Below are 12,641 nucleotides of genomic sequence, written 5' to 3'. Positions count from 1 at the left end.
GTAGTTAGCAATGCCTTTTTTATTGGCTGACTTTTCATCTGCAATATTAAACAACCTTAGCACTCGTAAAGTTTCATACATTTCAGTTTATTTTAATAAATTAACCCCCCTTAAGTCTCTGTTTTAATTTGTATAAAATACTTATTGTTAAATAACTGTAGCTATTTATTAAAAAAGTGTAGAAATCTAAAATTTATTTCTGTAGATTACTAATGACAGCGTTGTCATCGCTTGTGTGATTCGTTGTTTTAAGGTCCACATGGGTAAGGAAGAGGTCTTTTGTCCATGTTTTAATTGTATTTCGGTCGGGCGAGGTACAATTATTTTTATACTTTTAGTCTCTCCCCAGAAACGAGTATAAGCTGGGTTCATCCTATGGTTCCCAGCTATTTTTTTATCTTTTTTAAAACAAACAGTCTTTATATCAGCCTGTTATTTGATAAAACTAGATGTTGATTAAAAGAGACCTAATTCAATTGCGCTTAAAATTATTACGCTTAAAGCCACTAGGCTTAATGCTATTAGATTTACGCTTAAAGCTTTAGTATTAAAGCCATTATGCTTAAGGCTCACCGAGCTGTTGGCTTTAGACATAACCAGGGATAACTGAGGAATTTATGAATAAGACTATCATTGCATCAGCTTTATTATTGTCATTAGGGGTGGTTGGTTGTCAGCATTCATCTTCAGATAAATCCTCACAAGTTAAGCCTGATGTGCAAACAGCATCAATAGCAAGTGCTGTTAATCATAGTTGGACTCAAGCAGCACTTAATGAGTTTGCACAAAAGCTTGATGTTACTTATCGCATGGTGAGTAATGTGCCAGATGAAGCTTGTTCAGAAGCGCAAAAAGATCAACGCTGCTTTATCGCTGAAATCGACTTTACTAGCACTGACAATATTAACGATACCAATTGGTTAATATTTTATAGCCAAATGCGTCCCGTTCAGGATGTGTTAACCCCAGAGTTTGCAATTACTCGGGTGCAGGGGGATCTACATCAAATATCCCCTACAGATCAGTTTACTGGCTTCAAAGCTGGGGAGACTAAAACCCTTGGTTTTAGAGGCGAGTTATGGCAATTATCTGAAACGGATCCAATGCCAAACTATTACATTGTGGTTGAGGGGTTAACGCCAGCAATCATAACGAGTACGCAAGTTTCAATTGATGCTGAAACAGGCATGGAGCAAAGACCTTACGTTGAAGCTTTTACAGATGCTAAGAGGCAGTATCGCCGCACTGATAAAGATCAATTAGTGTGGGCAAAAGCTGAAGTGTTATTTGAAACAAACCAGCAGGTTTCTCTGAACAATCAAGTGATTGACAACCGTATTATACCAACACCAGCATCTGTAAATGTAACCTCGACAGATAAACCTGTGGATTTAGCCCAAGGCATTAACGTTTTATATAATCAGGTTAAGCCAAGCTCTGTTGCTGCGGCATTAAATCGACTATCGCGCTTAGGTGTTAATGCGAGTGACTCAGGTATTAAGTTATCCTTAAATACGGTCAATGATATCAATGTACCTGAGAGCTATCAGTTAGCTGTCGCAAAAGATGAGATTGTGATTAGCGCATCAGATGAAGCTGGATTCTCATACGGCATCGCATCAATCTCTGCGTTAATCACACCTGATGACTTAAGTCTTAACACCTTAGAAATTAAAGATAGTCCTCGTTATGATTTTCGTGGCATGCACGTAGATGTCGCACGAAACTTCCATAGCAAACAAATGATCTTAGATTTAATCGATCAAATGGCAGCCTATAAACTCAATAAGCTGCATTTGCATATGGCTGATGATGAAGGCTGGAGATTAGAGATTGACGGACTACCAGAACTAACAGATATAGGCAGTAAGCGCTGCCACGATTTAACTGAAACAACATGTTTGATCCCACAGTTAGGCAGTGGACCGTTTGCAGATAGTAAAGTTAACGGCTTTTATTCTAAAGCTGACTATATCGAAATACTCCAATATGCTACGGCTCGTCAGGTAGAAGTGATCCCATCAATGGATATGCCTGGGCATTCTCGCGCTGCGATAAAATCAATGGAAGCACGCTATCGTAAATTGATGGCGGCAGGGAACGAAGCTGCGGCAAACGAATATTTACTCTCAGACGCTAACGATAAAACGGTGTATTCATCAGTGCAATATTACAGTGACAACACTTTAAATGTTTGCATGGAGTCAACGTTCCACTTTGTTGATAAAGTGATCAGCGAGATCGCTAAATTGCACCAACAAGCCAATCATCCTTTACATCGTTATCATATTGGCGCAGATGAAACCGCTGGTGCTTGGAAGCAATCTCCCCAGTGCCTTACGTTTGTTGCCAATAACGATAAAGGTGTGACGTCAGTTGATGACTTAGGAGCCTACTTTATCGAACGCTTATCTAATTCATTAGCAGCTAAAGGAATCGAACCAGCGGGCTGGAGTGATGGCATGAGCCATACTAATCCAGCGAACATGCCAGCTAAAAGCCAAAGTAATATCTGGGATGTTATTTCCCATGATGGCTACAGACTGGCGCACAAACAGGCAAATCTAGGTTGGGATGCCGTCCTTTCAACCCCAGAAGTACTGTACTTTGATTTCCCTTATGAAGCGGATCCTAAAGAACACGGTTATTACTGGGCAGGCCGAGCTCAAAATAGTCAAAAGATTTTCAACTTTATGCCAGACAACTTGCCCGCAAATGCTGAACAGTGGCAAGACATTGAAGGTAACCCATTTACTGCAGACGACACCGTTAAGAAAGATGAGACAGGTAAAGTGATATCGGGTCCACTACAGCAAGGAAAAGGTTTTAGCGGTATTCAAGGTCAACTGTGGAGTGAAACTGTTCGAAGTGATGATGTTGCAGAATACATGATCTATCCAAGAGTCTTAATGCTTGCTGAGAAAGCTTGGCACCAAGCTGATTGGGAAGTGCCTTATCAATATTCAGGTGCTGTATATGATGCTAATTCAGGCTTCTTTACTGCAGAACTACGGGAAAAACAACAACAGCAATGGAATGAACTAGCAAATACGTTAGGGCAAAAAGAATTCGCTAAACTCGACAAAGCCAACATTGCTTATCGACTACCGACAGTGGGCGCTAAAGTGATTAATGGAAAGCTGCACACCAATATTGCTTTTCCAGGCTTACAGATTGAATATCGAGACCAAAGAGGCATCTGGACTCTGTTCAAGCAACCCGTTGAAGTGACTGGTGAGGTTGAGGTTCGCACAATATCACCAGATGGCAACAGAAAAGGTAGAAGTTTGAGTTTATCTAATCGCTAGATAAATACCAAGCTACACTTGCATACCGATTACATAAGGCGTTAAACAGATTGTTAACGCCTTTTTTATGTCTTTAATATGAGTAAATCACTCATTTTTATATTTTTATTATAATGAGATTGTTATTTGTAAACAGTCGCTTAGCTTGTTATATAGCATCATTGTAGTTTCATTGTTAAAAAACAAATGACAACGCTGTCATTTGTGGTGTAACATTAAGTTAACTTATTCAGGAAGCCAGCCGTATCGTGGGTATTTTCGAATACTGTTGTTTATTTAGCGTTTGAATAACGCTGCTTAACACGGCTTAAATAGAAGAGATAAGAGGGATGTCATGGGCGTTAACTTGCAAACTGAATCACAGCTTTTTATTGGCATCGATGGTGGTGGTAGTAAATGCCGCGCAACAATATTTTGTCCTCAAAGAGGTGTGATAGGAACTGGTGTCGCCGGTAGAGCTAATCCATTACATGGCTTAGAGCAAACCTTCGAATCTATTCTCGCATCTACTCAACTGGCTATTTCTGATGCCAAACTTAACCCTGATGCTGTTAGCAGGCTAGTTGCTGGTCTTGGCTTAGCAGGGGTTAACGTGCCGCGTTTATATGACCTTGTTAACCAATGGCAGCATCCTTTTGCCAAAATGTATCTGACAACAGATTTACATACTGCTTGTATCGGTGCCCATGAAGGCAACGATGGTGCGGTAATTATCACTGGCACTGGCTCTTGCGGTTATGCACATGTTGGTAACCAAAACTTATTAATTGGCGGCCATGGTTTTGCTTTAGGAGACAAGGGGAGCGGAGCGTGGTTAGGCCAACAAGCTGCCGAGCACGTGCTATTAAACCTTGATGGCTTTGCTGAAGACACTCAATTAACTCAGCCTCTTTTAGCTCACTTTAATGTAACGGATGCAATGGGACTGGTTGAGAATCTTGCAGGCCAGTCTTCAAGTACCTATGCCCAATTAGCTCGCATTGTATTACAACAGGCAGAGCAAGGTGATGCCGTTGCCATTTCAATTGTTAAACAAGGCGCAAAATACATTAGCAACATGGCTCGCAAGCTTTTTGTATTGCAACCAACACGCTTTTCAATGATAGGTGGCCTAGCTGAACCTTTAGCTGTCTGGCTTGATAAAGATGTTGTCGCCAGGGTTGAGCTTGCTATTTCACCGCCAGAAATCGGCGCAATACTTTTTGCGCGTCAAGAATTTGCAGCTCAACAACATAACCGCGAAGTGTCTTAATACCAAGTGCAGACCGCTAACCAATAGCGGTGAATCACTAAAACTTTGCGAAAAACTTATGCGCCAGACTTAAGCAAAAACTTATACGACAAACTTAAGCGACAAACTTAATCATCATATTTAAACATCTGTAGGCTGCACCATTGCATCTTACTCACAATCATTAATAGGGTTAAACCGATGACAGATACAATTATGGAGCTAGAAGCTCGCTCTGCACCACAAAAAATTGCTGATCAACTTGCTGCTAATGCTGGCTTAACGAAAGAACTTGGTGAAAAACTACGTGCTTTCAAACCTAAATTTGTGATGATAGTGGGTCGTGGTTCATCAGATCATGCAGGTGTATTTGCTAAGTATTTGTTTGAAATTGAAGTGGGTATTCCTACTTTTGCCGCGGCGCCGTCAGTTGCCAGTGTATATGGCAAGTCATTACAACTTGAAGGCGGACTCGTCATTGTTATCTCTCAGTCAGGCCGTAGCCCTGACATTTTAGCCCAAGCAAGAATGGCTAAAAATGCAGGCGCATTTTGCGTGGCTCTTGTGAATGATGAAACAGCACCGATTAAAGATATTGTCGATGTTGTACTGCCACTGCGTGCAGGTGAAGAAAAAGCGGTAGCAGCAACTAAAAGCTATTTAGCGACGTTATCTGCCATTGTTCAATTAACAGCTGAATGGACTCAAAGCGAGTCATTAGCTGCTGCAGTTGATTCAATGCCATCTGCACTTCAAACGGCTGTTGATTCAGCGCCTCAGTTAACACCAGAATCATTAGAGGGTGTGAATAATTTAGTGGTACTCGGCCGTGGATTAGGTTATGCCGTGACAAAAGAAATTGCACTTAAAATGAAAGAGGTTTGCTCTATTCATGCCGAATCTTTCAGTAGTGCTGAGTTTTTACATGGACCTGTGACACTGGTTGAGAAGAAGCTTGCGATTGTCGATGCTTGCATCAACGATGAATCTTACGAAAGCCATATTGAGCAGATTGAAAATGTGTCTCAGCGCGGCGCAGACTTAGTGCATTTAAATCAAACCTCAAAAGATATTCATCCACGTGTTGCTCCATTGGCATTATTGCAACGCTTTTACATTGATGTTGCTGCTGTAGCAGTTGCACGAGGTATTGACCCAGATCAGCCTGAAGGGCTTAAAAAAGTCACTCAAACCCTGTAAATTAAATTTTCACTGTACTGTACTGTACTGGACTGTCCTGTACTGAGCTGAACCAAACTTAAGTATAAGAACGTTAGGTTTAGCAACGTTAGGTTTAACAAAGTTAATAAGTGCCCTAAAGAGACACACTATGAAGCAAACTCTGATTGTAGATAAATATTTTGATGGCGAACTGTTTCAGCCAAGAGCTGCGATAACCGTTGAAAACGGTGTCATTTCAGCAATTAATCACATTGCAGATACCGGTCTAGATTTACAGTTAGTGGATGAATACGCTTTAGAGAATGTGACTCATTTACAGGGTAAATTGGTACCAGGATTTGTTGATGTGCAAGTAAATGGCGGCGGCGGGGCACTGTTTAATGCTCAGCCTACGCTAGATTGCATTAAAACGATCGGTGCGGCCCATTCCAAGTTCGGCACCACAGGCTTTTTACCGACACTTATTACAGATAAAGTTGAAGTCATGGCAAAAGCGGCGGATGCAGTTGCTGAAGCGATTGCATCAAAAACTGTCGGCGTATTAGGGATTCACTTTGAAGGACCGCATTTAAGTGTGCCGAAAAAGGGGGTTCATCCTCAATCGTTCATTCGAACCATTTCTGATGAAGAGTTAGCGATTTTTGCTCGCAAAGATTTAGGTATTAAAGTGGTGACTTTAGCCCCTGAAAATGTGTCTGCTGAGGTGATAAAAACCTTAGTCTCACATGATGTTAAAGTGTGTTTAGGTCATTCAAATGCCGATTACGATACGGTTGTAGCGGCACTAGAAGCTGGAGCTGACGGCTTTACTCATTTATTTAATGCAATGTCTGGTTTCGGTTCAAGAGAACCTGGCATGGTGGGCGCGGCGTTAGAAAGCGAACATGCGTGGTGTGGTTTAATTGTCGATGGTCACCATGTCCACAGCGCGACAGCGAAAGTAGCAATTAACGCTAAACCGCAAGGAAAAGTCATGCTGGTCACAGACGCTATGCCGCCGGTCGGCATGGATGATAATGCCAGTTTTGAACTATTTGGCACTGAGGTCATTAGACAAGGCGATAGGCTTAATGCAAAGTCAGGTGAACTGGCTGGTTGTGTGTTAGATATGGTGGGAGCAGTTAATAACAGTGTCAGTATGCTAGGTTTATCTCATGAAGAAGCACTTAGAATGGCATCACTTTATCCTGCTCAATACCTTAATAAAACAGAACTAGGCAAAATTGCTGTTGGTCAGCAAGCCGACTTTGTTCTGCTTAATTCGCAACAGACAGTGAGTCAAACTTACATCAAGGGTGAGCTGATTTATAGCGACGTTGCTTACACAGAATCTAACGCTCAAGGTGTTTAAGATGCCTAGCCCACTCACATCGCAACCTTTAAGTAATGTTCAAGAAGGCCAATACGTAAGCGCAAACACAAAAGCCAGTAAGCCGTCTAAACCGCGTCTTATGTCACTTGATGCTCTTCGTGGTTTTGACATGTTTTGGATTTTAGGTGGTGAAGGCTTATTTGCTGCATTACTCGTGTTAACGGGCTGGAGTGGATGGCAATGGTTTGATGGCCAAATGCACCACAGCCAATGGCATGGTTTTACTTTTTATGATGTTATATTCCCTTTATTTATCTTCTTATCTGGTGTCGCTTTAGGCTTATCTCCTAAAAGGTTAGACAAGTTACCACTTTCACAACGTACCCCCATATATCGCCATGCGTTTAAACGCCTTGGTTTATTGATTTTATTAGGCGTTCTTTATAACCATGGTTGGGGCACTGGCGCGCCTGTAGATCCTGAGCAGGTCCGATACGCAAGCGTGTTAGCACGTATTGGTTTCGCTTGGTTTATTGGTGCAATGCTTGTGTGGCACACAAGTTTACGAACTCAAATCATTAGCGCATTCGCCATTTTAATTGGTTATGGCTTATTGCAATTATTCATGCCGTTTCCTAACGGTCAAGCTGGCCAGTTTACTCAATCGGGGAGTATCAACGCATATATTGATACCTTATTCCTTCCAGGTATTTCCTATCAAAATCGAGCATTAGATCCTGAAGGTATTCTTTCGACACTCCCTGCTGTGGTTAATGGTTTAATTGGCGTCTTTGTCGGACAGTATCTCGTAAAACAGCAGCAAGCATTGAACAAATTGTCTGGCGAATGGGTAAAAGTCATAACCCTATTGCTCGTTGGTGCATTATTAATTGGTTTAGGTTGGTTAGTTGATATGATCATTCCAGTTAATAAAGACTTATGGACTAGCAGCTTTGTTTTGGTGACGTCTGGCTGGAGCATGGTATTTTTAGCGATTTTCTACGGCATCGTGGATGTCTTAAAGTGGCAAAAATGGTCGTTGGTATTTGTAGTGATTGGCACGAATGCCATTATCATCTATCTCGCATCTAGTTTAATGAACTGGCAGTATTTTGCTCAAAGTCTATTTGGTGGTGTAGTCAATGCCGCACCAGCTAGTTGGCAACAATTACTCTCAGTGTTGAGTTTACTCGCTGTGCAATGGTTAGCCTTGTTATGGCTATATCAACGTAAGATATTTATTAGAATTTAAGAGCGACTGAAGTTATCTGCTTTAGTGGCGATTTAAGTGCTTGGCTTGTTTAGTAATTTCTCAAGCCTGATTTTCACTTGTTATGGTTCTACCAGTTAAAGGAATGACAGCGTTGTCTTTGTGGTGTTTATGTTTTAACATGAATTGCATATTTGCTATGAAATGAGTTAACAATTCGGCATCATAGCAATGCTAAAACCTCAATAACAATAAGACACATATGGGGCGGTAACGAGCGGTTATTGCCAGATATTAATGACAATAAGAAGCAGGTTTATGGAAACTACAATGAATAACAGCCAGCAAAAAAGCAGTGTACTGCCGATGGCGATTGTCGCCATTCTCTTTTTCGTACTCGGGTTTGCCACTTGGCTAAACGGCTCATTGATGCCGTACCTTAAACAGATTTTACAACTCACCCCATTTCAAGCTTCACTGATCTTATTTTCCTTCTATATTGCCGTGACCTTTACTGCACTGCCATCTGCATGGGTTATACGTAAAGTGGGCTATAAATCTGGCATGGCCTTAGGCATGGGGATCATGATGATCGCTGGCTTATTGTTTATTCCAGCCGCTAAAACTCAGATATTTCCATTGTTCTTATTAGCGCAATTAGTCATGGGGACTGGGCAGACTTTATTACAAACTGCGGTTAATCCTTATGTAGTTCGCTTAGGCCCAGAAGAGTCAGCTGCAGCGCGTGTGAGTGTGATGGGGATTTTAAATAAAGGTGCTGGTGTTATTGCGCCAATGGTATTTACAGCTTTGATTCTAGATAGCTTTAAAGACCGTGTTGGCACGACCTTAACTCAAATACAGATTGATGAAATGGCCAATAGTTTAATCCTTCCTTACTTAGGGATGGCGATATTCATTGGTGTATTAGCGTTTGCAGTGAAAAAATCACCTTTGCCAGAATTGGAGCAAGAAGCAGAGGAAGGTTCAGAGAAAGGGCAAATTAAAGAGGCCTTAGCTCGTCCTAACTTGGCTTTAGGTGTGGTTGCATTATTTGTATACGTTGCTGTCGAAGTGATTGCTGGTGATACCATTGGCACCTACGCGTTAACCTTAGGCGTTGAAAATTACGGGGTAATGACCTCATACACTATGGTGTGTATGGTGATAGGTTACACGCTGGGTATTATCTGTATTCCTCGATTTATATCACAGCCTAATGCGTTACTGATTAGCGCAATACTAGGCGTAATATTATCATTAGGTATTGTGTTTGGTGACAGTGAATCTTTTACTATTGCTAATATAATATTAGTGCCGTTTGGTGGAGCTGAACTACCAGATACATTACTGCTTATTGCATTTTTAGGTCTAGCGAATGCTATCGTGTGGCCAGCAGTATGGCCTTTAGCACTCTCAGGTATGGGTAAGTTAACCAGTACCGGTTCTGCGCTACTGATTATGGGTATTGCTGGTGGCGCTTTTGGACCTGTGTTTTGGGGGCTAACAAGCTCTGCTACTTCTCTTGGTATGCAAGGCGGCTACTTAGTGATGATCCCATGTTACTTATTCATTTTATTCTATGCCGTCAAAGGTCATAAGATGACGAGCTGGAAATAAGACATTTGATAGTGATAAACGTGACAGTTCTAGTCCTGAAGTGATAAGTCAGGTCATCTAAATCAAGTTTATTTTATCCAATAAAAAGCCACTCGATTGAGTGGCTTTGTTGATTATTAATCATCATTTATTGATGATGTGATTAATCGACATTAGTGATTAGCAGGTTGCTCTAACTTCTCCATCACTTGCTTCAAGCTGAAGCTTGCCGCTTTTTGTCTTGGAGGGTATTCCTTAAATGTTTCAAGGAAAGTAGCAACATAAGCCTGCGCTGGTACTAACAAATATGCACGGTCAATCAACCAATCATAATAAGTGTTAGAGGTACGGTCAGCTGTTTCGTATGGGTCCATACGCAGGTTAAATATTTTAGGAAGACGTAACTCAACAAAAGGTTCTGCCCAGATTTGAAGCGTACCTGTTACTCGCTGCTCTAAGAATACTGCTTTCCAGTTCTTATAACGTAGTGCAGCCAAGTCGCCATCATCAGTAAAGTAGAAAATTTCTTCACGTGGGCCCGCTTTCTCTTTACCTGTTAGGTAAGGTAGGAAGTTATAACCATCAAGATGGTTTTTAAACTTTTTACCATTTGCGCTGTAACCTTTCAGGAGTTTATCTTTAATTTTAGTATCACCAGCCGCAGCTGCGAATGTTGGCAGCCAATCCATGTGATGCATGATTTCGTTGGATACACTACCTGGTTCAATATTCCCTGGCCATCTCACCATAGCAGGAACACGGAAAGCGCCTTCCCAACTGGTATTTTTCTCACTTCTAAATGGCGTTAAACCTGCATCTGGCCAAGTGTTCATATGCGGGCCATTATCAGTTGAGTAAAACACAATAGTGTTATCTTTAATGCCTAAGTCATCTACTTTTTTCAGCAGCTCACCAACATGGTTATCATGTTCAACCATACCGTCAGCATAGTTGCTTAAGCTACTAGAGCCTTGTAACTCAGGTTTGATGTGAGTGCGGAAATGCATACGAGTTGCATTCCACCAGACAAAGAAAGGCTTCTTAGATTTTACGCTTTTTTCCATAAAATCAAGGGCTGCTGAGACGGTTTCGTCATCAATGGTTTCCATTCTTTTTTTACTTAGTGGGCCAGTATCTTCAATTTTACCGTCAGCTGTAGATCTGATAACGCCACGTGGACCGAACTTTTTCAAAAACTCAGGATCTTTTGGGTAATCGACATTCTCAGGTTCTTCTTCAGCATTTAGATGGTACAAGTTACCTAAAAATTCATCAAAGCCATGCGCTGTAGGTAAAAACTCATCCTTATCTCCAAGGTGGTTTTTACCAAATTGACCAGTGGCATAACCAAGAGGTTTCAATACTTCAGCGATAGTCGCGTCTTCAGCTTGTAGGCCGATATCAGCACCTGGAAGTCCAACTTTACTTAAACCTGTTCTAAAAACACTTTGGCCAGTGATAAAGGTTGAGCGCCCTGCAGTACATGATTGCTCACCGTAGTAATCGGTAAACATCAGTCCTTCTTTAGCAATACTATCAATGTTAGGTGTTTTATAGCCCATCAAACCAAACGTATAAGCACTGACATTGGCTTGGCCAATATCATCACCCCATATAACTAATATATTTGGCTTACTGGCTGCAGCAGCGCTTGCTGAAAGCATACCTATAGTAACTGCAGTAGTTACTCCTAGGAACTTCTTGATTCTAACCATGTTAATTTCCCTATATGACTTGAAGATTGAAGTAGTACATAAACAACACTAAGTATTAACGTAACAGCTAAATTAGATATTCAACAAGTAGTAATAAGTGTTGTTTACATAAATATAGTGTAAATATGAATAAATATTTCACTGATGCGATAGTGTGACTAAAGCAAGACTAGTTAGTCACCAATACAGGTTGATGACAGATTTAGATCACTATTAAAACAGAATGAGGGAAGGTGAGTTGTTTGCCAAGGTGCTTACTTAATTGCTTAGGTGTTGATTTGAATTATGTATGAGTGAGTTGTGAGACAAATTTTAGACACAAAAAAGCCACTCTATTGAGTGGCTGTTTTGTATATGGTGCCGGCACCAAGAGTCGAACTCGGGACCTACTGATTACAAGTCAGTTGCTCTACCAACTGAGCTATGCCGGCTTATCTTTTTAACAGTGACAACACTATTAAATAAATTGTGGTGCCCGAACCCGGAATCGAACCAGGGACACGAGGATTTTCAATCCTCTGCTCTACCGACTGAGCTATTCGGGCAACTAAACTAAAGCGTTAGTTATCTACTTCAAACTGACAATATACTTGGTGGTTAACACCTGTCTCGTTTGGAGTGCGCACATACTATAGTCATGGTTCTCATCGTGCAAGTGCTTTTTAGCACTTTTGAACCAATCAGCGCTTAAGCGGCGATATAATATGCAAGCTAGCGATGAAATGTCTCTTTGGGGAGCTTACGTGGTAAAAATAGAAGCATGAAGGCTACAGAGAACAGGTAGTTTGTTACTCGGCTAATGATGACCTAGAGGCAATACCATATGTTAACTAATATTGAAGCGGTTTTTTTTGAAGTGCTTATTCAGAGCCAGTATATGAGTATGCATTAATTAGCTAACTTGACTTGAGTGTTGAATAAAGAAAATGAGATAAGTGCTTTAGAGTTTTTATCTAAAAACAGATACAAAAAAGCCACTCTATTGAGTGGCTGTTCTGTATATGGTGCCGGCACCAAGAGTCGAACTCGGGACCTACTGATTACAAGTCAGTTGCTCTACCAACTGAGCTATGCCGGCTTATTT

Annotated in this window: 7 protein-coding genes and 3 tRNA genes; 6 read left to right on the top strand and 4 right to left on the bottom strand. The window is 41.1% G+C overall.

Annotation, left to right across the window (positions count from 1 at the left end; translation table 11 throughout):
- Positions 1-617 precede the first annotated feature (617 nt).
- From BCU84_RS13945 to BCU84_RS13920, 6 genes are all read left to right on the top strand, one after another.
- Entirely contained in the window at positions 618-3,308 is a 2,691-nt protein-coding gene (locus BCU84_RS13945; RefSeq protein WP_102528683.1) for a family 20 glycosylhydrolase, read from the top strand.
- A 334-nt stretch (positions 3,309-3,642) separates the two neighbouring features.
- Complete coding sequence (locus tag BCU84_RS13940; RefSeq protein WP_102528682.1) at positions 3,643-4,560, top strand: BadF/BadG/BcrA/BcrD ATPase family protein; 918 nt, start codon at positions 3,643-3,645, stop codon at positions 4,558-4,560.
- Between the two features lie 180 nt (positions 4,561-4,740).
- On the top strand, positions 4,741-5,739 hold the full coding sequence (locus BCU84_RS13935) for an SIS domain-containing protein (RefSeq protein ID WP_102528681.1): 999 nt from the start codon (positions 4,741-4,743) through the stop codon (positions 5,737-5,739).
- 130 nt (positions 5,740-5,869) lie between these two features.
- Positions 5,870-7,072, top strand: coding sequence for an N-acetylglucosamine-6-phosphate deacetylase (gene nagA, locus BCU84_RS13930; protein WP_102528680.1), 1,203 nt, complete (start codon positions 5,870-5,872; stop codon positions 7,070-7,072).
- Between the two features lie 100 nt (positions 7,073-7,172).
- On the top strand, positions 7,173-8,285 hold the full coding sequence (locus BCU84_RS13925) for a DUF5009 domain-containing protein (protein WP_102528687.1): 1,113 nt from the start codon (positions 7,173-7,175) through the stop codon (positions 8,283-8,285).
- A 276-nt stretch (positions 8,286-8,561) separates the two neighbouring features.
- On the top strand, positions 8,562-9,863 hold the full coding sequence (locus BCU84_RS13920; protein ID WP_102528679.1) for a sugar MFS transporter: 1,302 nt from the start codon (positions 8,562-8,564) through the stop codon (positions 9,861-9,863).
- Between the two features lie 152 nt (positions 9,864-10,015).
- On the opposite strand, the gene BCU84_RS13915 is transcribed toward BCU84_RS13920, so the two are convergent.
- The 4 genes from BCU84_RS13915 to BCU84_RS13900 form a co-directional block, all read right to left on the bottom strand.
- A complete protein-coding gene (locus BCU84_RS13915) occupies positions 10,016-11,557 on the bottom strand; it encodes an arylsulfatase (protein WP_102528678.1) in 1,542 nt (513 codons plus the stop codon).
- 355 nt (positions 11,558-11,912) lie between these two features.
- Positions 11,913-11,988: transfer RNA gene (locus tag BCU84_RS13910), tRNA-Thr, on the bottom strand.
- 38 nt (positions 11,989-12,026) lie between these two features.
- Positions 12,027-12,102 (bottom strand) — tRNA-Phe (locus tag BCU84_RS13905).
- Positions 12,103-12,559: 457 nt separating this feature from the next.
- Positions 12,560-12,635, bottom strand: a tRNA-Thr gene (locus tag BCU84_RS13900).
- Between the last annotated feature and the right edge of the window lie 6 nt (positions 12,636-12,641).

The sequence above is a fragment of the Shewanella sp. 10N.286.51.B7 genome, from assembly GCF_002873615.1.
GTDB lineage: Bacteria > Pseudomonadota > Gammaproteobacteria > Enterobacterales > Shewanellaceae > Shewanella > Shewanella electrodiphila.
This window is presented reverse-complemented; position numbering and strand designations above follow the sequence as displayed.

Coding starts and splice junctions, on each gene's coding strand:
- BCU84_RS13945 (WP_102528683.1), top strand. CDS start 618: ATGAATAAGACTATCATTGCATCAGCTTTATTATTGTCATTAGGGGTG.
- BCU84_RS13940 (WP_102528682.1), top strand. CDS start 3,643: ATGGGCGTTAACTTGCAAACTGAATCACAGCTTTTTATTGGCATCGAT.
- BCU84_RS13935 (WP_102528681.1), top strand. CDS start 4,741: ATGACAGATACAATTATGGAGCTAGAAGCTCGCTCTGCACCACAAAAA.
- nagA (WP_102528680.1), top strand. CDS start 5,870: ATGAAGCAAACTCTGATTGTAGATAAATATTTTGATGGCGAACTGTTT.
- BCU84_RS13925 (WP_102528687.1), top strand. CDS start 7,173: ATGTCACTTGATGCTCTTCGTGGTTTTGACATGTTTTGGATTTTAGGT.
- BCU84_RS13920 (WP_102528679.1), top strand. CDS start 8,562: ATGGAAACTACAATGAATAACAGCCAGCAAAAAAGCAGTGTACTGCCG.
- BCU84_RS13915 (WP_102528678.1), bottom strand. CDS start 11,557: ATGGTTAGAATCAAGAAGTTCCTAGGAGTAACTACTGCAGTTACTATA.